Here is a 23,518-nt window from a genome sequence, read left to right as displayed (position 1 = left end):
AAATCAACCTATTTTCAAATTATTAATATTTCAGGGTCGATCCGTTTCTGATCTCATCTGATGCTGATTTTACCAGTTTATCATCAGCTTTCAGGTCGCCACCGAAGATTTCGACGCTATCGCCATTGGTAAGGCCTTTTTTAACATCAACCCAAACAGCTTTGTGGTCAACAACCTTAATAACAAAAACCTTTTCGGTTGAAGTTGCTACCGCTGATTTCGGTACAACGTAAGTGCTGTCGCCATTAGGTAGTGGTACACTCACTTCGGCAAACATATGCGGAATCAGTTTTTTATTTTTGTTGTAAACGTCCATCTCCAGGCGTTCTGCGCGTAATTTTTCATCAAGCGCCCCAGCTATACGTTTTACCTGCGCGGTAAACTTTTCGCTTGGCAATGCCCTTACAGTAAAATTAACTTCGCTTTTGTTGCTTAGCGCGCCGGTATAAATTTCCGGTACTGAAACAACTAAACGCATCCTGTTTTGATCCTGTACGGTAAACAACGGATCAGTAGTTTTACCACCCGGACCAACATAGGCGCCCAGGTTAACGTTACGGCTGGTGATCACGCCATCAAATGGCGCGCGGATCTCCAGGTAAGCCAGATTAGCTGATACTTCTTTCAAGCCAGATTTAGCGGCATCAACGTTAGCCTGATCGGCATTCTTTTTAGCTTCGGCCTGTTCCAAATCGTTTTGAGAAACCGTACCCGGAGTTTTGCTGGTGCTTACCAACCTGTCGTAAGTAGCTTTACTGGCAAAGTAAACAGCCTCATATTGCTTAATACGTGATTGGGCCGATGCCAATTGCGAATTAATTTCCGGCGCTTCAAGCACAGCCAATAGCTGACCCTGTTTAACTTCTGACCCAATATCAACCAAAAGCTTTTTAACGTAGCTATTGGTTTTGGCATACAGGTCAACCTGTTGGTAAGGGATCAGCTCGCCCGGAATAGTGATGACGCTGCTTAACCTGCCTTTAGTTACCGGTACTAATTGTACGGTTGGGGTTTCAACAGCTGCCTGCTGTTGTTCCTCTTCCTGCTGCTCCTTTTTTTCGTTATCATCTGAGTGGCAGGCGCTCAGGGAGCTTACTGCCATAGCTAAAACAGCAAGCAGTAATATTGATTTATTTTTTAGCTTATTCATGATGGTGCAAAGGGACATAAAATTTACTTTCTTTATCTTCTGGGTCTAATGAAACAGATTGGGTGCTGGCATTACCTTGTACCCAGGCAAAAACCAATGGCAATATCAACAGCGCTGCAAAGGTTGAAGCGATAAGGCCGCCAATAACGGCGCGACCCAATGGTGATGTTTGATCACCACCTTCACCTAAGCCCGATGCCATAGGGATCATACCTACAACCATTGCCAAACTGGTCATCAAAATTGGGCGTAAACGCAATGCTACTGCTTCACGTGCTGCTTTTAGCGCATCGCCATTGTGTTTGCGAAGCTCCTCGGCGTTGGTGATCAATAATACCGCGTTTGATATAGATACCCCCACCGACATGATCATACCCATGTATGATTGCAGGTTGAGCGTAGCACCTGTTATTTTAACCAGCAACAACGAACCAAACAATACCGCAGGTACAGTCGAAAGTACCACAAATGATATTTTGAACGACTGGAAGTTGGCTGCCAGCATGAGGAATATCACCAATACAGCCACAACTAAACCGCCCTGTAAGCTATCAAGCGTAGCTATTAAGGTTTGGCTCAAACCGTGCAATTCAACTGTCAGACCACGCGGAGGAGCTCCCAATTCATCAAGGGCTTTCTGTACATCGCGGGTGGCGGTACCAAGGTCCTTTTTGTTGATGTTGGCAGTTACCGAGAGCGTTGGTACAGCACCTACGTTATCATCTTCACCAAAGGTTGTACCTGTTTTAACATCAGCAACATCGCCAAGTACCGGGCGTGCCTGGTTTGCCAGTACCGGGATCTCTTTCACATCGTTCAGGCTGGCCATTTGATATTCCGGAACCTGTACCTGTACAAGATAGCTTAGGTTCGATTTCTCATCTATCCAGTTATTCTTTTCGGTAAACCTTGATGATGATGTTGACGCGATCAATGAACGTGAAATATCATTTAAACCTACGCCTAACTGCGCTGCACGCTGCCTGTCGATATTGATATCGATAGTAGGATAGTTAAATGATTGTCCTATTTGTATATCACGCAGGTATTTGATGCTTTTTAGCTTTTCAATGATCTTAAACGCGTACTCAACGTTTTGCTTTTTGTTTTTACCGGTAAGCGCAACCTCAATAGGTGTTGGCGAACCCTGGCTCAGGATCTTGTCGGTTAGCTCAATAGGCTCAAACGATAATTTAATATCCGGCAATTGTTTAGCCATCTGATACCTGAATTTCTCTTTCAGATCATCAAGATTAACCTTATAATCCTCTTTCAAACTCACTTGCATAACTGACTCCTGCGGACCGGCCATGAACAGGTATATCGGGTTGGTTGAGAATGATGACGGGTGCGAACCGACAAAGGTAGATGTAATGTCAATATTATTCTTACCTACAATATCACCTAAAATATGTTGTGCTTTAACCGCTACAAGCTCGGTACGCTCTAAACGGGTACCATCCGGTGCACGCAGCCTTACCTGGAAGGTTCCGGAATTTACCTTAGGCAATACGTCACGACCGATAGTATTAAGCAGTAATACAGCAAGGGCAATTGCAGCTATTCCATATATTGATACGATCAATGCGCGTTTAGGCAACATGCGGTCCATCAGGCGCATAAAGCTATCCCTGAATTTATCAAACTTGGTCACTTTATGACCTTTGTGCTCAAGCACAGCCTTCATAGCCCTCTCTTTCTGCTCCCATGGCTCACCTTCATCTTCTAAAGCGAAACCATCTTTGTGGCTATGATCTTCGTGTTTATTAACCATGATCCAGTTGGCCATGATAGGTACAAAGGTTTGTGCCAGGAAGTAAGATACGATCATGGAGAAACCGATAGCAAGCGCCAGCGGCAGGAACAACGCTCCCGGGATACCGTTCATGGTAAAGGCTGGTGCAAACACCGCCAGGATACAGAACAGGATCAGCAATTTAGGGAAAGCGATCTCCTTACAGGCATCCCATATAGCTAATGCTTTAGGTTTACCCATATCAAAGTGCTGGTGAATATTCTCGATAGTTACCGTCGATTCATCCACCAAGATACCGATAGCCAGCGACAGACCGCTCAGCGTCATGATATTGATGGTTTGATGCGCCAGTGACAGGAAGAAGATTGCGGAGATAACACAGGTAGGGATGGTGAGGATCACGATAAGCGCGCCGCGTTTATCACCCAAAAACAACAATACCATCAAACCTGTCAATACAGCACCTATCGCGCCTTCTTCGGCCAAACTTTTTACCGCGTTGATTACGTAAACCGACTGGTCAAACACGAACGACAGTTTCACATCCTCTGGTAGCAAAGCCTGGAAGCGGGGAAGCGCTTTTTTTAAGTTTTGCACCACCTCCCATGTTGAAGCAGTAGCCGATTTGGTGATAGGCAGATAAACTGACCGTTTGCCGTTGATAAGCGCGTAACCGTTGGTGATATCGGCACCATCTTCAATAGTAGCCACATCTTTCATAAACACGGTTTGAATGCCGTTTTTATAAAGTGGGATATCTCCAAAATCCTGAACCTTTTTAATGGTAGTGTTAGCCGGCGACAGGTAGTTATAATCGCCGATACGAACGTTACCTGCAGGCGTGTTCTGGTTATTCTCGCGCAGGGCGGCCACGATCTGGTCGGGCGTTAAGTTGTGCGAGCGTAGCAGGTTAGGGTCTGCTTTGATCAGGATGGTACGTTGGTTACCCCCAAAAGGCGCCGGAGCAACAAGGCCCGGAATTGAGGTAAATGACGAACGTACATAAACCAAAGCATAATCGAGCAATTCGTTATTGCTCCGGGTGGCGCTGCTCAACACCAGCTGACCAACTGGCAATGTTGAGGCATCAAAGCGCAAAATGAAGGGCGGCTGCGACCCCTGCGGGAAGCTGGCCTGGGCCCTGTTGGTATACGCCGTGACCTCCGCCGCGGCTTGGGCCATATTAGTGCCCTCGTAAAAAGTAACTTTAATTAACGTTAAACCCTGAATATTTTTCGTTTCGATACTTTTTACGCCCGATACGAAAAGCAACAGGTTAACATATTGCTTACCAAAGTAAGCCTCCATTTGGTTTGGGGTAAAACCGCCGTATGGGTGCGATACATATATAACCGGCAGGTTAAGATCGGGAAATATATCGATCTTGATAGTCCGCACCGCATTTATACCGAAGAAGAACAGCCCGGCTACTAAAACCAATATGGTAATTGGTTTCTGCAGCGCCCCTTTTATCATTCCCATTGTATATGTGTGTAACTGTTAAAAATTATTGATGAATAACCCAAAATCGCCGGTGGCTGCTGATTTGAACAGCAACGCCTGCCATACGTTGTTAAGGGCTATGTATTTGTCAACTTCGGCCCGGTTAAGGGTATAAAGCGCCTGCGTAAAATCAACTATGTTTGAAAGTCCGTTTTTATACAGGGTATATTTCTGAATGTAAGCGTTGTTGGCAGCTGAAACTTCAACCGGTACTTCGTTCACATTTTTAAGGGCATTGCCTATGCGCGTTTCGGCCAGGGAGCGTTGCGCTTCCAGTTGCTTATCAACCAGCTCGTAATCGTTTTTCAATTGCTCTGATGTAAACTTTTGCGATTGTACCTGGTAGTGGGTCCTGAACACGCTGGTGAAATTCCAAACCATACCTATACCAAACAGGTAGTTATAACGGGTTGGATCAACACCTGCGCCATAGCTGCCGGTGTAGCTATCCTGGTTAGTGCCATAATCAGATTTGAAGCCCGATCCCCTGCCCTGGTAAACACCAAACAAACTAAAGGTTGGCAAGGCGAATGTGCGAAGGTATTTAGCTTGCTGATCGCTCACGTTTACCCTGTTTTGATAAAATTTCAAAGTTGGGTGATCTGTATTGGCAACAGCACTTACGGCCTCAAGGTTATTCGGCTGTTTAGTAATGAAAGCGCTATCCAGTTGAAACTCCTGTGCAGGGATCCCGAGATAAACAGAAAGCTGGTTACCTTGATCCTGTACCGTTTGCTGCGCGTTGGTTAAAGCAATCTTGGCGTTAGATACCTCGGCGTTGGCCAATGACGAATCCACACCCGGGTTTAAGCCGTTCTTTACACGTGCAACAACTACCTTTTGCAGGTCCATGGCGCGGTTAAGATTATCCTGCTGCGCCTTGGCAAGCTGCTGTGCTGCCAGTAAGTTTAAATACGTGGCTGCAACGCGTACCTGGTGCTGAAATTGCTCCTGTGCAAGATCTGTTTCATCACGCGATACAATGGTTTTCTGTACGCCAATCCTTTGCTTTGATCTGCCAAAGGCGAAAAAGTCCCAGCTAACGTTGGTTAAATACAGAGCGCCAAAAGCGGCATTCCAATTTTGCTTGGCCAATACCGGCCCGGATGAAGCTACGGAAAGCCCTCGGTAACCATAAGATGGTCCGTTTTGGCCGTTCACTGTGCCGTAGTCCTGCTGCGCGGAAAAATTTACATCCGGCAGATACTCCGTTTTTGTTTCTTTGAGGTATGCCTTAGAGGCGTTAAGCTGGTTTGCCTTCGACTTGATGGAAGCATAGTTAGCAAGGGCCATTTGTTCAGCATCCTTAATGGAAAGGACTTTTTGCTGCGCTTGTACGTGTAAGACATATAAAACACTCAAAAAAAACAGGAGTAATTTTTTTGAATTTGTGTTTAACATGAGGTGTATTTTATACACGGCAAATGTATGCCTATATGATTCATGAAAAAAATGAATTAATTTTGTGCAAATCATTAGCAAAACTAATAATGAATATCGCATTACATCATTTCAGGTTAGTTGACACCATTTCAAAAGAGGGTTCGCTGACAAAAGCAGCGAGCGCTTTACACCTAACTCAATCGGCCCTGAGCCACCAGTTAAAAGAGCTGGAGAAGGAGCTGGATATAGAGGTATTCCATCGCCAGGGAAAGAGGCTTCAATTAACTGAAGTAGGCTACCGTTTTTTACGAAGTTCGGAAAAAATTTTGGCTGAAATACGTACTCTTGAAGAAGATATTAACAACTATAAAAATGGTAAAACCGGCAAGCTAAATATCAGCATGCAATGCTATACCGCGTACCACTGGCTGCCCGGCGTAATTAAAGATTTTAAGAGCCAATGGCCTGATATTAACATAAATATAGTTTCGGATGCAAGCCGCCGACCGCTTGAATATCTGATGCGAGGCGACCTTGACCTGGGCATTGTGCGCACCCAAATGGTGAACACACAAATCGTTTACGAACCCATTTTTGAAGACCGTCTGATAGCCATCTTACCGGCCGATCATCCACTGGCAAAAAAGGCCGTTATTGACATCTGCGACTTCCAGGATCAGGAGCTGATTCTGGCCCTTTATGACCCCTCTTACCAGGAGACTCCGATCATCGAAACACTCATCCAGGAGCAGCATGTAAAGCCCAAAACATTGAGCCGGATCCACTACACAGATGCCACCATTGAGATGGTAAATGCGGGCCTCGGAATTAGCGTTATGGCCGACTGGATTGTGAAGCCATACCTACCCGGTAAACACATTGTTACAAAGCCGCTGCACCATAGTATAGCAAAACGCACCTGGTACGCCGCCACCTGTAAGGATACACCCGCAATTCAGAACTTTTTGAGTTGCCTCAAGAACCATTTCTGCAAAACCGAAATGCTTTGTAATGAATTTGACGACGTTGCCGACTCTTATCCCGAACTACGTGCGATATAGCCTGACGCTATTCATAATATTTATCATGAACGGCCTTAATGCACAGGTTGCATTAAGGCCGTTTCCGCAACATAGCCGGTATACTACCGGTACCATTAAACCTAATCACATCAGTCAACAGCAACTGGATAAACAAGTAACTGTTTTTTACGATCAGTGGAAAAGCCGCTATATAAAACCTGGCTGCAACAAGGATCAATTTTACGTTTGGTTTGAAAAGCCCGGTAAAGAGTGTGTATCCGAAGGGCAAGGCTATGGCATGATCATCACCGCGCTGATGGCTGGTTATGATAAGCAGGCAAAAACCGTTTATGACGGCTTATATAATTATTATAAAGCCCATCCGGCCAAAGCATCTCCTTATTTAATGGCCTGGGCCCAGCTAAAAAACTGTAAAAACCACGATAGGGATGCTGCCACAGACGGCGATATGGATATAGCATACTCTCTTTTGTTAGCGGATAAGCAATGGGGAAGCAAAGGCAGTATCAATTACCTGCAGGAAGCTAAGAATGCGATGGCGGCAATTATGCGCTATGAGATCAATCCGAAAACATATTCTGTTTTACTAAGCGATGGCGGCGACGGAGATAGCGAGGATTATTATGATATGCGCGCTTCTGATTTTATGCCTGCCAATTTCAAAGCATTTGAAAACGCATTAAAAACCGGCAAATGGCAAAAAGCTATTGATAACAACTACCGGTTATTTAGTTATATGCAGAAAACTTACAGTCCGGATGCCGGTTTGATGCCCGACTTTATAAGAGGCATAAACTCAAAACCCCGGCCTGCCCAGGCTAACTACATGGAATCAAAGTACGACAGCTATTATAACTACAATGCCTGCCGTGTTCCATGGCGGATAGCTACTGATTATTTGTTATATGGCGATATACGCGCAAAAGCTTTTGTAACCCCAATAAACCGTTGGATCAGGCAGACTACCAATGGCAATCCTGATAATATTTCGGCCGGGTATACGCTTGAAGGTAATGATATTAAAGGGCGGTACTTTGAAGCGTTGAGTTTTATAGCACCATTTGCAGTATCTGCAACGGTTGATCAAAGCAATCAGCAATGGCTTAACAAAGTTTGGGATTACCTTGTAGCGTTTAAATTGAAGGATTATGATTATTACGACAATACCATCAAAATGCTGGATATGATCATCTTGAGTGGGAATTACTGGCGGTACTGATGAGCTATCTTCTTCATGTCATTGCGAGGAACGAAGCAATTGCACGGAAGCATATCCGCCCTATACAGCATACGATTGCTTCGTTCCTCGCAATGACATATTTTTATTTATTCATAATCTAACAGCATCTCAGCCGCCCTTAAGCCACTGGTAAGTGCTGCTTCAACAGTACCCATGGCCGTGCCTTCGTATAAGTATTCGCCTGCAAAAAACAGGGTATCTCCTATCGGATGACTGATGATCTTCCTTGCTTCGGCAGTTTCCGTGGTATCGTAGCTGTATGATCCGCGGCAGAAAGGGTCAACTGTCCAGTTGATTACATTCCAGGTGAGGAGTTTCTCTTTCAGTTTCGCGATATCTATCTTAAAAATATTGGAGATGGAACCCAGCGCCTCTATCAGCATATCTTCGTCGCTGGTATTCAAACGGGCAGCTGCTGGAGGTCCGCCGAGCCAACCGGTCAGTAACGGACGATGTACCGGCATCTGTGTCCACCAAACGGGGATAGTTTCTTTCGAGAACAGGAAACCCATGTCTTCGAGGTTGACTCCGGCCATTTGTCGCGTTTCATCACTACACCAAAAGGCATCGTCAAACTCCAGTAATACTTTGATTACAGCACCAAAACCAAGCGATTTAAGAGCATTTATATAATAATCAACCGGAGGATCAAAACTCAGGGTGCCCTTCAACCCCGCTTCGGCCTGCAAGATGCCAAGCGGTACAGCAACCAGCAATTGCCTGGCCTGATAGGTTATGCCGATATCTGTACTTACGGTAACATGATGCTGCCCCCAGTCAATATCTTTTGCTACAGCATTAAGGTAGATATGCCCGCCTGCCTGTTTAAACTCATTTGCCAGATAGCTGATCAGCATGCAATAACCGCCTTCTACACGGTACTGCGCGTCCTCATGCTCATTTTGCCACTCTTTACGGATGGAGAAAGCGCTCGCCTTTTTAGGGTCGGCATTATCATAGCCTGACACATATGCCCTTACCGATTCCCGGAGACCTTCATACCGTTCTCCGGAAAATTCCTGCTGCATAAAAGCCTCCATACTCATATCATTTTTGAGCTGCATAATACGCTCCAGAAATTCATCCCAATGCTCAATAACGTGCCCTTCAGCTATAAACTTTCCATCATCATACCTCCACATTGAAGCTGAAGCCGGAGTATATTTAATGTCAGCCTCATTAAGCAAACTTTGGGTCACGGGCAAATCGCCGTGAATAAACTCGGCACCCAATTCGGCGGGCTGCAATGATGTGCCATGCTCCAGTGTATGGATACGACCGCCAAGCCGGTTACGCCCTTCAAGCAACACAACATTCTTCCCCGCTTTGGCAAGCGTACGGGCCGCCATCAACCCTGCTGCTCCCCCTCCTATGATAATTACATCCGTATTTTCCATATGCAAAATGTGTTGAGCAAGATAAGCAGATTTTTAAAGCAGTACTTGTATGGTAGGTAATTCTTAAACAAAATTTAACTTTAAACAACCTGGCATAAGTTATCCTACCCACAATTCAACACGCAATACTTACACCTAAAAATCGGTATTTAACAAAACGACAAAGGCCGGATGGAGTATCCGGCCTTGTAATTTTGAAATCAATAAGTTTACTGCAGTGCAATCACCTGCTTATCCAAATTCCAGCCTTCAAGCAATACGGTTGGCTTTGCAGCGCCCAGTTTGGCAACCGGCGCACTTACGGCTACCGTAGTACTTTCATGCGGTGCAATAGTGAAATAATTACCTGTCCAATAGCTTGGCATCACTTCTTCCCCGTTTTTCATTAATTGCGGACGAACGAAGAATGCCAAATGATTAGAGTTGTTGGAAAACTGGATAGTCCATTTGTTTTCACTCGCACCTTTTTCGGCCCTGACCACTTTAGCCTGTACCTGTGCATGCTTCATATCATTCAATGATGTAAAGTCGTCAGTGGCCGATAACCAGTACGCATTGTGTGATATCGTTTTTCCTGCAGCATCGGTCAGGTTAAGCACCACAAAACTTACGCCTTTGGCAGCTTCAAGCGCATCTTTAAGTTGAATCACTTCTTTAACTCCGGTTTGCGCCAACCCAACATTGCCAACTTTTGCCGATTTGATGAGTTTACTGTTGATGTCATAAATATCGGCAGTAGCGGTTAAATTACCAGTTGCATGATGTGTACGGTTTATGATTGCTATCGATGAATTATCATAGTTATATTGAATGTGGATAGGTTCGCAGGCATTTTGCAGAGCGTAATAGCCGGCATTAGGTTCCAGGTACCAGTCATAAATTTGCCAGATAACACTTGGCAGGGCCGCATTTAACTTCCAGAGCATAACGCCTCCGGTTTCGTTAAGCTTATGGCCATCAGCTTCAAAAATGCCCCGGTAACCCGTAGCATTCATCAGCTGCATTTTGTCGGAGAAATTGACGATGCTATTGGGTTTACCATACCTCTTGGCCATCTCTTCATAGTATTTATCATACTTACCCGCGCCGGTAGCTGCATCATGGTATCCCCACGAATTATTAAGTGGGAACGGCAAATTAGTATCCCAAACCAAATTAGGAATTATCTTAGGTAAGGTAGTATATGGAGGCTGCGATGGCAAGCCGGTTTCGTCCTTAAACACCCAATCTCTGGCATCATTAGCCAGCTTGTAATAATCTTTAGGGTCTTTCCATTCATACGGACCACCGCTGTAAACACCCGATGGCATATCATCTGGCCATGAGCCCTTCCAACCGGCAGGCAGTTTGGCAAAACCCGATGAGCTTGGGATAAACGGCCTTGTACCATCTAAAGTGATGATATCATTGCGCATCACGTCATATAATTCTTTACGGGCATGACCTTCATTACCGCCGGTCCACACCAGTAAGCTTGGGTGATTACGGATGCGATAGATGGTACTTTCTACGTTTTTAATGAATACGTTACCTTCCAGCGGCCAGTCAGGCGAGCCCTTAAACTCACCCTGGGTATCGCCTGTGATCCAAAAATCTGACCATACCATTTGGCCATATTTATCTGCAGCATTCCAGAAAGCGTCAGGTTCTGTAACTCCACCGCCCCAAATACGAACCAGATTTACGTTGGCATTGCGGCACAGGTGCATCTCATAATCATAACGGGCCGAATCGCGGTTTACCATCATATCCGGCACCCAGGCACCACCCACCAAGTGTACTTCTTTGCCGTTTACATAAAACTTACGGCGCACAAAGCCATTAGCGGTAGTTTCGGCTTTTGAGGCAACCTTGCGGATGCCAAATACAAAAGTAGTATCGTCGCTTACCGTAGTACCTTCGGCATATTGCAGGCGAATACGGTACAGGCTTGCTTTTCCATAACCATTAGGCCACCATAATTTAGGCTGACGGATGATCAGTTGGCTGATCTTATCGGCGTTTAACTCAACACCCTTTTCTGAACCACCAGGCACAACAACAGGCTGACTAAACTGAACCCCGGCGCCAACAAAATTCTCAGGCTTGATACTGATGGTTAACTTACCACCATGAGTAGCAGCAGTATTGTTGGTTAAAGTTAAATTCAGCGAAAGCCTGGCAAGGCCTGTATCGGGCAGATTTGGCAAATCAGTAACCAGTTTTGGCCTGCCGATAGTCACCGCGCCGCTGGTACGCAGAAAAACCGGTTGCCAAATCCCCATATTACGGTCGCGCACCGGGGGGATCCAATCCCAGCCAGAAGAGCAAAGCATGGTTACGTTTTTACCTATATCGCCTGTTGGGCCACCATTTTCATAAAATGGACCGAGTGCTTTTAGTTGTTCCTTCGCGGGGTAGCCCGGATAATCGAGCGGGTAGATTTTTACAGCAAGTGCATTTTCTGTGCCGGCTTTAACCGCATTGCTTACGTCGAGGTTATGCTCGGCAAACATGCCGGCCATTTGGGTACTATCGGCAATTTGTTTCCCGTTAAGCCATACGGCAGCTCTATAGTTTATACCTTTAAATATCAACTGAAAACGGCGTCCCTTATCTGCCGCGGGTACTTTGAAAGTAGTACGGTACCAGTAAGGCTTTTTCCACGGATTGGGATCATTAGGTAAATGACTGTATTGCTCCAGGTTATATTCTTTATTGAACTGATCGGAAGCGTCGGGGATCAGCATGTTATTCAGTCCCTGGTACGGATCTGGATAAATATGATTAGCCACCAGCCCGGTTAATACTGTTGAAGGTACTTTTACCGGGAACCAGTATACCGGCGAATGGTATTGTGTGCTGGAAAGCTCGGCACCGGAAGCACTTAACAATGCAGAGGATTGCAGATCAAAATTGCTTAATTTAACTTGTTTTACAACTCCTGATTGCGCCGAAACAAAGGCGGGCAAAAGACAGGTAGCCACAAAACTTAAAGCAGAGCGGATACTTTTGTTCATGTAGTATATCGATAAATAGGTATCGTAAAACTACTTAACATACAACCAGATACAGATGTACTTATTTATCAATTTGTAGTACAAATGATACATTTTCTGGTTTTAGTAAAACAATTTAGTTGTTGGTTATAACACCAACAACAGCATGGATTCCTACTCAATGACATTGAAGCAATTATTACTGTAATAATATCACAACTTTCCAAACAGCTCTTCAATAACCTTAGTACGATAATCAAATATCTGCTCAATCTTGCTTTTAACAAAAACAGCATTGGCAAACCTGCCTATCGCGCCGTAAGGGATAGCATAATGCAAAAGGTCGGTCATGTGAACTCCACTCTCAATCTCTTTAAAATGATGCTGGTGATGCCACAAAGCATAGGGGCCGAAACGTTGTTCATCAACAAAATATTTTTTATCATCAACATGGGTGATCTCGGTCATCCAGTCCATCTTAATACCCAGCAACGGCGATATTTTGTAGGTAATGATCATGCCCGCATACATTTTGCTATCGCCGGTGTAATCAGATGTAACTACAAAACCCATATCCTTCGGAGTGATCTTAGCCAGGTTTAAGGGCGATGAAAAAAATTCCCAGGCATCGTTAAGAGTGATGGGAATTTTTTGTTCTCTTTTTAAAACGTATGTTTTCACGATAGCGTAACAAGGTTGAAGGGTGAATGTTATAAAAACACAAAAGAAACTGAAGCCGCCGCTCGTGTCCCGCGAGTGGTAACTATCAAGCGGCCTCCCGGCCGCCGGGCTACGGAGGCCAGAGGCCTGGAAATAGTTGCCACTCGGCTGTAGCCGAGCGGCGGCAAAATTCAATAATTTATCTATCTCTCTTCCTTCCCTATCGGCAAATCCCTTCTTGACCATTCGCTCCATGAACCCACATAAAGCTTGGCACCTGCGATACCTGCGTAATCCAAACCCAACAAAGTATGGCAAGCGGTAACACCCGATCCGCAATGAACAATCACCTCATTATGGGCCACATCGCCAATGGCCGCATCATACGCTTTACGTAATTCGTCAGCAGGCAAGTACCTGCCATCCGCGCCGAGGTTATTATTATAAGGCAGGTTAAGCGCACCAGGGATATGCCCGGCAATCAGATCCAAAGGCTCTGTCTGCCCTAAATATCTTGGTGTTTCGCGAACATCTATCACCACACGCGAAGGGTCTTTGGCTGCTTCGCCTGCTTCATCAATCAAAACTGTATCGGCATACTCATGTGTTACCGGGTACGGATCAACCGGGGTTGGCGTGTAAGCCTCGGTGCTTAGCTCAACACCGGCATTTTTAGTCGCCTGTAATCCGCCGTTCAGTACCTGCACATTTTCATGGCCAATAGCCCGCAGCATCCACCATAAACGGGAGGCCGCAAATGCGCCCGACTTATCGTCATAAACCACCACATGGCTTTGAGGCGTAACACCCCAGTTGCCTAACTGTACAGCAAATTCCTGTATGTTGGGCAGCGGATGCCTGCCGCCAAAAGCGGGATCTTCGGGTTTAGTGGTAAGGTGCTGGTCGAGATCGGCGAATATCGCGCCTTTCAGGTGACCGGCCAGGTAACGCTGATAGGAGTCTTGCCCTGCGCGGGCATCAATGAGAATAGTATCCTTGCCGGCCAAAGCCGGATCGTTGATTTCAATTAATGACGACATAGGTATATCTGATATGTTTAAATATCAAATATAGATACACCGCTTTTAGTTTGGCAAATTTACTGCACTATTTTGTTGGCGCAGTATGAACTTGCAAAAGCCTCGGGTTTGGCCTTAAACACAAAACCCATGCTCAGGATGTAACCCATAGCCTCGTGCAGGGCCGCGTTACTTTTAAACATCGGATTGGTATTAATGTCGGCATGTACCTCAAGGTCCACATCGTACAGGTCAAGCAAATCACAAAGCTTGTAAGCAATGTCAATTGATTTTTGCACTTCGCTCAGCATCCTTTCTTTAATGCTCATTTTTTGCGATGTGCGTTCCTGATGGATGAACATAAAGGCACCACGTTTTTCGCGCAGAAACACGATCACCGTCGCGAAATCTGTAATAGATCCCTTAACTTGAGAATCGGTGCCGATACATACTTTGAGTTTGTTACCAAGGAGGGCTTCGCGTTCAATTGCCTTTTCAACCTCTTCCATAATGGGCGATTGGATTACTTCGCCGCTGAATTTTCTCCAGGTCATAAAAATTATTTTAGGTAAATTTTAGGCGACCTTTTTTATGGGTCTATAAAAATAAGCGATTAGCTTTCATATTAACGTAAATAACATGTGATTTATTTGTTAACATTTAGCTGATTGTTAACACGTTGGGGGATTTTCGGGTGAAAGGTGAAAGGCGAAAGGTAAAAGGTGAAAGGTGAATAGTACCTGACGCTCGGCTCCGGCCGGGTGTTAGCAGAAAGGTTGTCTGAACCCGAATTTATCTAATTAAAGAATTTTTCGAATCTTTTAAATTCTGACCATTCCACAAATTCTAAAAATTCGAGTTCAGACAACTGTAGCGAGGACGCGAGCGGCGGCGGGAAGTCACTGTTTGAAGTCGTTAACAGAATCGCCTACAGCTTTCCCTTCGCCTGTAGTTCAAGCGGGACAACATCAATCAGCTCAAGTGATTTTACCATATCCTTAGTTCCGATTTTGTATTTTTTAAAATGTGGCGTTTGCAAATGAGCTTTGTATGCAACCGTATCGGCATATATTTCAAAAACAGTGATATTAGCGGGGTTGTTCTTGTCCGCCACGGCGTGCAGGGTTAAAACGCCGGGTTCAACACGTACCGCGGTTTCAATTTGCTCCTTCAGGAAAACTTTATAATTATCGAGCTGGGCAGGGTCTATTTGTAATTTGGCAATGTGCACAACCTTGTCACCTTGCTGGGCCGAAGCATTTTGATTAGTAAATACCATAATTAAAAATACCAATGTGATTAGCAGCAATGCCTTGATGTTTATTTGTTTCATTTTGAGTTGGTTTGAATAAATGGGTAGCAGGGATGTATATTCAAATATGCCGATATTTTTCATGCACTATATTATACCAATTACTGTTTTATTTACCATTATCACTGTTTAGCCCGGCAAACAAAATCATAAGCTGTAATTTTGATCTGTTTAACAACAACTATAAAACAACACTATGGAAATTAAACGAAACGGCTCGCAGGCATCAGGCAAAGGCCCGGCCGAATATTTTACCGGTTCAGTACGTATCGATCCGCTGATGAGCCCGCCAGAACCTTCACGCGTGGCTATGGCTTTGGTTACCTTTGAACCGGGTGCCCGTACGGCCTGGCATACTCACCCATTTGGGCAAACATTAATTGTTACTGCCGGTGCAGGATGGGTACAGCGCGAAGGCGATGCTAAACAAAATATTTACCAGGGAGATGTAGTTTATTTCCTGCCGAACGAAAAGCATTGGCACGGCGCCACCGATACCACTGCCATGAGCCACATAGCTATACAGGAAAAATTAAACGGTTCGCCGGTTGACTGGATGGAGCAAGTGAGCGAGGAAAGCTACAAGGGTTAGTTTTAACAAGCTATTGATATTAAACCCATAACCAACATGTCATTGCGAGGCACGAAGCAATCGCACGGAGGCGCGACCGCTCTGTGCGATTGCCACAATGACATGGTTTTTATTTAAATCAAGCTAACGCAGTTTTAATCCGATTCTCAGCCTCAAGTACCAGTTCAGCTACTGGAGTTTTGCCGGGTTCAATGGGCTCCAACACCGTCCAGGTTACTGCGGTAAAAGTATTAAGAGGAAAGTAGCCGTACTTCATAACCTTCCAGGCATTATTTATTGCAATTGGAACAAGCAAGGCGTCGGGACATTTTTTTAGGATAGCGGCAATACCTGCCGAGTGAAATGTTTTAACCGTACCGTCTTTTGAACGGGTACCCTCAGGAAATATCACTGCCGACCAATTATTTTCCTTCATCCTTGCGCCCAACTTCATTAATTCGGTCATAGCTTGCCGCTGGTCTTTCCTGTCAATGTTAGCGCCTCCACCATGTTTCAGGTTATAGCTGATAGAGGGGATATTTTTAGTAAGCTCAATCTTAGAAATAAATTTGGCGTGATATTTACGCAGATAATAGATAAGCGGGGGAATATCAAGCAAACTCTGGTGGTTGGCCAGAAATATGATCGGGCGCCCTACCGGCAAATTTTGCTCATTGATAAAAGCTACGGTATCGCCGAGTAAATAAAAGGTCCTTAACAGGAACAGGTTTAGTATATCAACAACCTTTTTATGTGCGGTGTAGCCAAACACACGGAAACTGATCCACTGTAAAGGATGAAATATAACTAAACACAGGGAAAATGCAATGGCGGTTAGCGGTGTTAAAATAAAGCCTAATAACTTTTTCATCAGTGGGCAAAGTTATATTTTTTTAAACAAAGCGGTAATTTACAAACGGTTTTCTGTGAGGAGCAGCTGTACTTTGAGCACCGCTGCAACCGTCATGGCATCGGTAATTTCGCCATCACAAACCATGCGGTACATATCGGCAAAGGGTACTTTTTTTATGATAAGCTGCTCGGTTTCCTCGGGTTCGGCCTCAAATTGTTCAAGACCACGTGCCAGGTATAATATACTCAACTCGTCACTTACCGAATTGCTGAGGTGCAGGCGTTGAATCTCTGTCCATTGGGATGCTTTTAAACCTGTTTCTTCCAGCAATTCTCGTTTGGCCGATTCAAGTGGATCAGTACCTTCCGGACCACCACCTTCCGGCATTTCCCAGCTATACTGGTTTAACGGAAAACGGTACTGCCCCACAAGGTAAGTGTTCAGCTCTTCATCTAAAGGTAAAACGCCTATAGCTAAATTTTTATAATGAACCTTGCCATAAATACCGGGATTACCGGCGGGATTAATAACCTGGTATTCGGTAACATTGATCCAGGGATTATCATAAATATTTTGTTCGGAGGTTATTTTCCAGGGATTATCTTCAGGGTGATGCATGGCCTAAAAATAATGGATTAGGCTTGATGGAAGGAATAAAATTGAATTTTAATAAAAAAGGCGGTTGTGAGGACACAACCACCGGGAAAAATTAAATTAAATAAGGGACAGCGGTTGTGAATACACTCACCCCAAGATCGTGTCCCCACGACCGGATACAAATCAAGCTGCAGCTATCGCTCTCTTCAATGTAAAATAAAATGTACTGCCCGATCCTATTTCGCTATCTACACTGATCTTGCCGGCCTGGGCCTCAATAAAATCTTTGGCAATGGCAAGGCCTAAACCTGTTCCGCCCTGCTCAGATGTGGTGTTAGGCACTTTAAAATAGCGCTCGAACAACCGGGGCAGATATTGATCTTCAATACCTTTGCCGTGGTCTGTTACTGAAAACTCTATTTCATCGTTTTTATGCTTTTTAACCACCAATTCTACAGTCGATTTTTCATGACTGTATTTTATGGCGTTTGAGAGCAGGTTAATGAGCACCCAGGTAGTTTTATCCAGATCGGCATGCACTTTGGGCAAACTTTCATCACATTTCACTTTAATCTCAACATGCTTCTGATCTGCAATAAACTTAATGGCTTTCACAGCGTAATCCACAATATTTTGCGGGTGCGTACTGCCGAAGTTGAGTTGCAGCTTTCCGGTTTCAACCTGGGCCATATCCAACAGTTCACCCGTAATGAGCAGCAAGCGGCGGGTATCATCATCAATATTGCTGATCAACTGGCGCTGTTCGGAGTTTACCTCGCCAATGCGTTCATCTTCCAGTAGTTTTAGGCTCATTTTTATAGATGATATCGGCGTTTTTAATTCGTGCGATATGGTTGCAATAAAATTGGTTTTAGCCTCATCCAGTTGCTGATATTCGGTAATATTTTTCAGGATGATCACCTTCCCTATTACTTTATCCTTACTGCTTACCGATAATGACTCGCGTGAGTAGAAACCCTCATGATTATCGGCAAAGATGCGCAGCTTGGCCTGATCGTTCACCAGCAGTTTCCGCATCAGGTCGTTCTCTAAAGCAATGTCAGGTGCATATTCACCATTAAGTTGACTGGCTTTCATACCAATCAGGTTACAGGCCACCTGGTTGGCAAATATGATCACCTGTTTCTCATCCAAACCAATGATAGCATCCTGCATAGAGTTAATGATGGTTTCAATCCTCCTTTTCTCAAACAGGATACTGGCCAGGTTACTGTTCTCAAATTCGTCAAGCTTACGGGTCATGTTATTAAAAGCCTCTCCCAGTTCCCCAAATTCGTCGTTAGATTCAAAGTGGATCTGCTGATGATAATTTTTATTTGATACCTCTTTTATCCTTACTGTAAGCTCCTTGATAGGATTAGCAATGTAACCCGGGAAATTAACCGCGAAGCTAAAGGCTACCAGAAACAAGAAAGCACCCAAAAATGCTACCAGTAAAGATCCTCGTTTTGAAGTGGCATTAGCCACATCATTCTTCCTGGATATAGCATCCATGTTAAGCTTCATGATGCCATACAAATATTGATGTAGCTTGCTTCTCAGCTGGTTTTGTACGGTTTCTATATTATCGGAATGCTTAAGCCTTTCATAAACGGTGCTTGCCGAATCGGTAAGTTGCTGCTCACCAACTTCGGTAACATTACGTTGCTGCATGATCATATTCTGATCAATAGTTTTTACTTGTTGCAGAGTAAAATTACCGCTATGTAAATCCAAAGCTGTTAGTACATTTTGAGCATACTGCACACTTTTGTAGTTATCTTTCAATATCGCGCCCGCGTCTGAAGAGAGCTGGTTAAGGAAATATATCGACATTCCGCAGCAAATTAATGCCAATGTAAACAGGAAGCCTATCCCTGCCCGGAGTTTATTTTTAATTGTCATGGCTATGAGAGTATTACAAGGTCAATATCAGTTTTGGACATTTTATTTAGTAGCTGTGTAAACACGGCTGTTTTCATAATAAGCTGGTAAAATTTAAACCGCGGCTTGCCGATGCAAATCGTGGTGATATCATATTTTTCGGCCGTTTCCCAAATGGTGCGGGCCACATTATCGTCTTTTACTTTCAGCACCTCGCCGCCCAGCTGCGTGGCCAGCTTCATATTATTGATAAGGTGCCTTTGCGCGGCTAAGTTAATCTTATCGCTGCTCTCGCGCGAGGTTTGCACATACAGCAAGTACCATTTTGAGCGATAATATGACGACAACCTTGCCGTTTTACGGATAATGACCTTAGCCGACTCATCATTGGTGCTGATACAGGCTAAAAATAGTTCCGGCCGCAACTTAATGGTTTTAGGCACTTCAATGTCAATCTTCCGCTCAACCTGGTGAGCCACCTCGCGCAGGGCCAGCTCACGTAATTGCAATATCCGCTCCGCCTGGAAAAAGTTACTCAGCGCGGTAGGGATTTTTTTTTCATCATAGATCTTGCCTTCTTTCAGGCGCTCAATCAGTTCATCGGCCGTCAAATCGATGTTTACCACCTCATCGGCCAGTTGCAGCACTTTATCCGGTACCCGCTCATTGATGGTAGCTCCGGTTATCCGCTGCACCTCTTCATTAAGGCTTTCCATATGCTGGATGTTTACCGCGCTGATCACGTTGATACCGGCGTTCAGGATCTCCATCACATCCTGCCAGCGTTTTTCATTACTGCTGCCTTCAATATTGGTATGGGCCAATTCATCAACTATAACCACCTCGGGCCGTAAGCTGATAACGGCTTTTAAATCCATTTCCTCCAACTCCTTCCCTTTGTAAAACAACTTACGGCGGGGTATAACAGGCAAGCCTTCCAGCAGGGCATGGGTTTCTTTCCGGTTATGGGTTTCGATGTAGCCAATTTTCACGTCGATACCGTTGCGCAGCAGGGTCTGGGCCTCCTGCAGCATTCGGTAGGTTTTACCCACACCCGCGCTCATGCCAATGTATACCTTAAACTTTCCCCGGCGCGATTTTTTAATCAGCTCCAGGAAATGCTCAACCGACTGCTCTTTGGTTTCTTCGCTCATAAGGCAATCCCTTTAAAAGGGGAGACTTTTAAATTTATCAATTTTATTTTTCAATTCCCCTCTTGAGAGGGGGAGCACTGGAATGGTGCGGTTGCAGGGGTGTGTTTCATCGCGTGACGAATAACACACCCCTCCTCCCCCTTTCAAGAGGGGAATCGCACAGTCCCGGCGCTTTTGCTTTTAGATTCGTTGTTGATAATCATCAAACCATGTCATTGCGAGGCACGAAGCAACCGCATGCTATACAGAGTGGCTTTGCTTCTGTGCGATTGCTTCGTCGTTCCTCCTCGCAATGACATAGTTTATATTTCTATTTCTTCAAACCATCCAGCGCCACATTCAGCTTCAATACATTCACTTTAGCAGGGCCAAACAGGCCTAACCACGGGCCTTCAGTTTGTTCATCAACCAGTTTGTTTACAGCATCTACAGAAAGTCCGCGAACTTTAGCTACACGTGCTACTTGCACTTTTGCACCTGCAGGAGAAAGATCGGGATCCAGACCACTGCCCGATGCAGTAACCAGTTCGGCAGGGATCTGTGAGCGGGTTACGCCAGGGTTATGCTTCATAAAATCGTCGATACGACCTTCAACCTGTTTCAGGTAATCAGGGTTTGAAGGCCCCTTGTTTGAACCTCCTGAGCCGGCAGCATTATAGTCAACCGCTGATGGACGGCCCCAGAAGTATTCGTCTTTAGTAAATTTTTGACCAATGTTGGCATAACCAACTACACGGCCTTTATAAGTAACGGTTTCACCATCGCCTTTGCCTGGAGTAAATTTACCTATACCGGCTATAGCTAAAGGGTATATGCCCGCTGTTAATACAATGAGTATTAAAGTTAGCTTGATGGATGGCAACAAATATGTTTTCATTTTATTTAATTTTTTAGAGATGAGTTTGGGAACGTGGGGTTTGTGACGGATGGTAGTTAAAGCTTATCTGTCGCCTTAAAGCCATACCCCACGTCCCCGGCTCATTTTTTTATATGAACAATGAAACAGCTAAATCAATTAATTTAATACCTATAAAAGGTATAATTATACCGCCTAAGCCATAAATAAGCAGGTTACGGCGTAACAACGCACTTGCACCTATCGGCTTGTATTCAACACCACGCAAAGCCAACGGTATCAGCAACGGAATAATGATGGCGTTAAATATTACCGCCGAAAGAATGGCCGACTGTGGACTATGCAGATCCATAATATTCAGCGCCTTTAATGCCGGCATAGATACCATGAACAAGGCCGGTACAATGGCGAAGTATTTGGCCACGTCATTAGCGATGCTGAATGTGGTGAGCGTACCACGGGTCATTAATAACTGTTTACCTATCTCCACAATCTCAATCAGCTTGGTGGGGTCGTTATCAAGGTCAACCATGTTACCGGCTTCTTTGGCGGCTTGTGTACCGCTGTTCATGGCTACGCCAACATCAGCCTGGGCCAGCGCGGGGGCATCGTTTGTACCGTCGCCCATCATGGCTACCAATTTACCGCCCTGCTGTTCTTTTTTAATGTAGTTCATTTTATCTTCCGGCTTAGCTTCGGCAATAAAATCATCTACACCGGCCTTTTCGGCAATAAACTTGGCGGTAAGCGGATTATCGCCAGTCACCATCACCGTTTTAACACCCATTTTACGCAAGCGCTCAAAACGTTCGGCAATGCCGGTTTTGATGATATCCTGCAGTTCGATAACGCCCATGATCTTTTCGTTTTTAGCAACCACCAATGGGGTACCACCGTTTGATGAGATCTTTTTTACTTGTTCTTCTACATCGGCAGGAAATGGGTTGCCGGCTTTCAGGGCCATGTTACGAATAGAGTCGAAAGCACCTTTACGGATCCGCAAACCATCCGGAGTATCCAAACCGCTTGAACGGGTTTCGGCAGTAAACTTGATGAACACCGAATCGGCAGGGGCATGAATTTTCAATTTATGGGCGCCTGTTTCAGCAAGTTCCACTATCGATTTTCCTTCGGGGGTTTCGTCAGCTAAAGAACTCAATACGCAGGCCATTACAAATTCCTGTTCGTCCACACCGCTTGCAGGCCAAAAATTGGTGGCCTTACGGTTACCTATAGTGATGGTACCGGTTTTATCCAGTAGCAAAGTATCTAAGTCGCCCGCGGTTTCAACAGCTTTACCGCTTTTGGTGATCACGTTGGCGCGTAAAGCCCTGTCCATCCCGGCAATACCGATGGCCGATAAAAGGCCACCGATAGTGGTAGGGATTAAACAGACAAACAACGATATAAAGGCGGCTATAGTGATGGGCGTGTTAGAGTAATCGCCGAAAGGCTTCAGGGTAACACATACAATCACGAAGATTAATGTAAAACCTGCCAGCAGAATGGTCAGGGCAATCTCGTTAGGGGTTTTTTGACGGGAAGCACCTTCTACCAGCGCGATCATTTTATCCAGAAAGCTTTCGCCTGGCTGGGTAGTTACCATCACTTTTATCCTGTCGGATAATACCTTGGTACCACCTGTAACTGATGATTTATCGCCACCTGCCTCGCGGATCACCGGGGCAGATTCGCCTGTGATGGCCGATTCGTCGATAGTAGCGATACCTTCAATGATCTCGCCATCGGTAGGAATGTTATCACCGGTTTCGCAAATAAATACGTCGCCTTTTTTAAGCTGTGATGACATCACCCTCTCTTCTTTACCGTTAACCAGTAAACGGGCGGGTGTTTCTTCCCGGGTTTTGCGCAAACTTTCAGCCTGTGCCTTACCACGTGCTTCGGCAATGGCCTCGGCAAAGTTGGCAAACAATACAGTTAGTAATAATATGATAAACACGGTAAAGTTGTAACCAAAGCTACCCTGGCCTTTATTAGTAAGCGAAAACAGGCTTACAATAAGCATTACAACCGTACCAATCTCTACGGTGAACATCACCGGGTTACGGAACAGGACGCGTGGGTTTAGTTTAATGAAGGACTGTTTTAAAGCATCCCTCATCTGATCGCCCTGGAACAATGTATTTTGAGTTGAGTTCATG

18 protein-coding genes are annotated in these 23,518 nt (G+C 44.9%); 3 read left to right on the top strand and 15 right to left on the bottom strand.

Annotation, left to right across the window (positions count from 1 at the left end; genetic code table 11):
- Positions 1-22 precede the first annotated feature (22 nt).
- From DUL71_RS02360 to DUL71_RS02350, 3 genes are read right to left on the bottom strand one after another with little or no spacing between them, the layout of a single operon-like run.
- Positions 23-1,150: an efflux RND transporter periplasmic adaptor subunit gene (locus DUL71_RS02360; RefSeq protein ID WP_208645464.1), complete on the bottom strand. Its 1,128-nt coding sequence runs from the start codon at positions 1,148-1,150 to the stop codon at positions 23-25.
- A complete protein-coding gene (locus DUL71_RS02355; protein ID WP_114936554.1) occupies positions 1,143-4,388 on the bottom strand; it encodes an efflux RND transporter permease subunit in 3,246 nt (1,081 codons plus the stop codon). The genes DUL71_RS02360 and DUL71_RS02355 overlap by 8 nt, the downstream gene beginning before the upstream one ends.
- Positions 4,389-4,406: 18 nt before the next feature.
- The gene (locus tag DUL71_RS02350; protein WP_114936553.1) at positions 4,407-5,810 is read right to left on the bottom strand and encodes a TolC family protein; all 1,404 of its coding nucleotides are present in this window, start codon (positions 5,808-5,810) and stop codon (positions 4,407-4,409) included.
- 89 nt (positions 5,811-5,899) lie between these two features.
- Here DUL71_RS02350 and DUL71_RS02345 point away from each other — a divergent pair, with 89 nt between their 5' ends.
- A complete protein-coding gene (locus DUL71_RS02345) occupies positions 5,900-6,853 on the top strand; it encodes a LysR family transcriptional regulator (RefSeq protein WP_161964356.1) in 954 nt (317 codons plus the stop codon).
- A gap of 25 nt (positions 6,854-6,878) precedes the next feature.
- Positions 6,879-8,054 carry a family 8 glycosyl hydrolase gene (locus DUL71_RS02340; RefSeq protein ID WP_161964355.1) on the top strand — a complete coding sequence of 392 codons (1,176 nt, stop codon included), beginning with the start codon at positions 6,879-6,881 and terminating at the stop codon, positions 8,052-8,054.
- Between the two features lie 107 nt (positions 8,055-8,161).
- Here DUL71_RS02340 and DUL71_RS02335 read toward each other — a convergent pair whose 3' ends face one another.
- From DUL71_RS02335 to DUL71_RS02310, 6 genes are all read right to left on the bottom strand, one after another.
- Positions 8,162-9,478, bottom strand: a complete 1,317-nt coding sequence (locus tag DUL71_RS02335; protein ID WP_279629782.1) for a flavin monoamine oxidase family protein — start codon at positions 9,476-9,478, stop codon at positions 8,162-8,164.
- A gap of 203 nt (positions 9,479-9,681) precedes the next feature.
- Positions 9,682-12,471: a glycoside hydrolase family 2 protein gene (locus DUL71_RS02330; protein ID WP_114936550.1), complete on the bottom strand. Its 2,790-nt coding sequence runs from the start codon at positions 12,469-12,471 to the stop codon at positions 9,682-9,684.
- A 192-nt stretch (positions 12,472-12,663) separates the two neighbouring features.
- A complete protein-coding gene (locus DUL71_RS02325) occupies positions 12,664-13,356 on the bottom strand; it encodes an SRPBCC family protein (RefSeq protein ID WP_244228683.1) in 693 nt (230 codons plus the stop codon).
- On the bottom strand, positions 13,314-14,150 hold the full coding sequence (locus DUL71_RS02320) for a sulfurtransferase (RefSeq protein ID WP_114936549.1): 837 nt from the start codon (positions 14,148-14,150) through the stop codon (positions 13,314-13,316). Before DUL71_RS02320 ends, DUL71_RS02325 begins: the two co-directional genes overlap by 43 nt.
- Before the next feature lie 59 nt (positions 14,151-14,209).
- The gene (locus DUL71_RS02315; RefSeq protein ID WP_112575879.1) at positions 14,210-14,683 is read right to left on the bottom strand and encodes a ribonuclease H-like YkuK family protein; all 474 of its coding nucleotides are present in this window, start codon (positions 14,681-14,683) and stop codon (positions 14,210-14,212) included.
- A 374-nt stretch (positions 14,684-15,057) separates the two neighbouring features.
- Positions 15,058-15,462, bottom strand: coding sequence for a putative quinol monooxygenase (locus tag DUL71_RS02310; RefSeq protein WP_114937448.1), 405 nt, complete (start codon positions 15,460-15,462; stop codon positions 15,058-15,060).
- A gap of 175 nt (positions 15,463-15,637) precedes the next feature.
- On the opposite strand from DUL71_RS02310, the gene DUL71_RS02305 reads away from it, so the two are divergent.
- A complete protein-coding gene (locus DUL71_RS02305) occupies positions 15,638-16,033 on the top strand; it encodes a (R)-mandelonitrile lyase (protein WP_112575934.1) in 396 nt (131 codons plus the stop codon).
- Positions 16,034-16,151: 118 nt separating this feature from the next.
- Here DUL71_RS02305 and DUL71_RS02300 read toward each other — a convergent pair whose 3' ends face one another.
- The 6 genes from DUL71_RS02300 to kdpB all read right to left on the bottom strand — a co-directional run bounded on the left by DUL71_RS02300 (position 16,152) and on the right by kdpB (position 23,517).
- Positions 16,152-16,883 carry a lysophospholipid acyltransferase family protein gene (locus DUL71_RS02300; RefSeq protein WP_114936548.1) on the bottom strand — a complete coding sequence of 244 codons (732 nt, stop codon included), beginning with the start codon at positions 16,881-16,883 and terminating at the stop codon, positions 16,152-16,154.
- 39 nt (positions 16,884-16,922) lie between these two features.
- Positions 16,923-17,483: an NUDIX domain-containing protein gene (locus DUL71_RS02295; protein ID WP_112575876.1), complete on the bottom strand. Its 561-nt coding sequence runs from the start codon at positions 17,481-17,483 to the stop codon at positions 16,923-16,925.
- A 162-nt stretch (positions 17,484-17,645) separates the two neighbouring features.
- Positions 17,646-19,367 (bottom strand): ATP-binding protein, encoded by a 1,722-nt coding sequence (locus DUL71_RS02290; RefSeq protein ID WP_114936547.1) that lies wholly within the window; start codon positions 19,365-19,367, stop codon positions 17,646-17,648.
- A gap of 2 nt (positions 19,368-19,369) precedes the next feature.
- Positions 19,370-20,500 (bottom strand): sensor protein KdpD, encoded by a 1,131-nt coding sequence (locus tag DUL71_RS02285; RefSeq protein ID WP_114936546.1) that lies wholly within the window; start codon positions 20,498-20,500, stop codon positions 19,370-19,372.
- A 310-nt stretch (positions 20,501-20,810) separates the two neighbouring features.
- Complete coding sequence (locus DUL71_RS02280) at positions 20,811-21,377, bottom strand: K(+)-transporting ATPase subunit C (protein ID WP_114936545.1); 567 nt, start codon at positions 21,375-21,377, stop codon at positions 20,811-20,813.
- Positions 21,378-21,486: 109 nt separating this feature from the next.
- A complete protein-coding gene (kdpB, locus tag DUL71_RS02275; protein ID WP_114936544.1) occupies positions 21,487-23,517 on the bottom strand; it encodes a potassium-transporting ATPase subunit KdpB in 2,031 nt (676 codons plus the stop codon).
- Between the last annotated feature and the right edge of the window lies 1 nt (position 23,518).

It is taken from the genome of Mucilaginibacter endophyticus (genome assembly GCF_003351025.1).
GTDB classification, from domain to species: domain Bacteria; phylum Bacteroidota; class Bacteroidia; order Sphingobacteriales; family Sphingobacteriaceae; genus Mucilaginibacter; species Mucilaginibacter endophyticus.
Note: the sequence above shows the minus strand (reverse complement) of the source record. Positions and strands in the feature narration are given on the sequence as shown.

What these genes read in the sequence shown, in the direction of transcription:
- DUL71_RS02355 (WP_114936554.1), bottom strand. Translation starts at nt 4,388, where the DNA reads ATGGGAATGATAAAAGGGGCGCTGCAGAAACCAATTACCATATTGGTT.
- DUL71_RS02285 (WP_114936546.1), bottom strand. Translation starts at nt 20,500, where the DNA reads ATGAGCGAAGAAACCAAAGAGCAGTCGGTTGAGCATTTCCTGGAGCTG.
- kdpB (WP_114936544.1), bottom strand. Translation starts at nt 23,517, where the DNA reads ATGAACTCAACTCAAAATACATTGTTCCAGGGCGATCAGATGAGGGAT.
- DUL71_RS02310 (WP_114937448.1), bottom strand. Translation starts at nt 15,462, where the DNA reads ATGAAACAAATAAACATCAAGGCATTGCTGCTAATCACATTGGTATTT.
- DUL71_RS02280 (WP_114936545.1), bottom strand. Translation starts at nt 21,377, where the DNA reads ATGAAAACATATTTGTTGCCATCCATCAAGCTAACTTTAATACTCATT.
- DUL71_RS02360 (WP_208645464.1), bottom strand. Translation starts at nt 1,150, where the DNA reads ATGAATAAGCTAAAAAATAAATCAATATTACTGCTTGCTGTTTTAGCT.
- DUL71_RS02320 (WP_114936549.1), bottom strand. Translation starts at nt 14,150, where the DNA reads ATGTCGTCATTAATTGAAATCAACGATCCGGCTTTGGCCGGCAAGGAT.
- DUL71_RS02340 (WP_161964355.1), top strand. Translation starts at nt 6,879, where the DNA reads ATGAACGGCCTTAATGCACAGGTTGCATTAAGGCCGTTTCCGCAACAT.
- DUL71_RS02295 (WP_112575876.1), bottom strand. Translation starts at nt 17,483, where the DNA reads ATGCATCACCCTGAAGATAATCCCTGGAAAATAACCTCCGAACAAAAT.
- DUL71_RS02315 (WP_112575879.1), bottom strand. Translation starts at nt 14,683, where the DNA reads ATGACCTGGAGAAAATTCAGCGGCGAAGTAATCCAATCGCCCATTATG.
- DUL71_RS02305 (WP_112575934.1), top strand. Translation starts at nt 15,638, where the DNA reads ATGGAAATTAAACGAAACGGCTCGCAGGCATCAGGCAAAGGCCCGGCC.
- DUL71_RS02350 (WP_114936553.1), bottom strand. Translation starts at nt 5,810, where the DNA reads ATGTTAAACACAAATTCAAAAAAATTACTCCTGTTTTTTTTGAGTGTT.
- DUL71_RS02345 (WP_161964356.1), top strand. Translation starts at nt 5,900, where the DNA reads ATGAATATCGCATTACATCATTTCAGGTTAGTTGACACCATTTCAAAA.
- DUL71_RS02330 (WP_114936550.1), bottom strand. Translation starts at nt 12,471, where the DNA reads ATGAACAAAAGTATCCGCTCTGCTTTAAGTTTTGTGGCTACCTGTCTT.
- DUL71_RS02300 (WP_114936548.1), bottom strand. Translation starts at nt 16,883, where the DNA reads ATGAAAAAGTTATTAGGCTTTATTTTAACACCGCTAACCGCCATTGCA.
- DUL71_RS02325 (WP_244228683.1), bottom strand. Translation starts at nt 13,356, where the DNA reads ATGGTCAAGAAGGGATTTGCCGATAGGGAAGGAAGAGAGATAGATAAA.
- DUL71_RS02290 (WP_114936547.1), bottom strand. Translation starts at nt 19,367, where the DNA reads ATGACAATTAAAAATAAACTCCGGGCAGGGATAGGCTTCCTGTTTACA.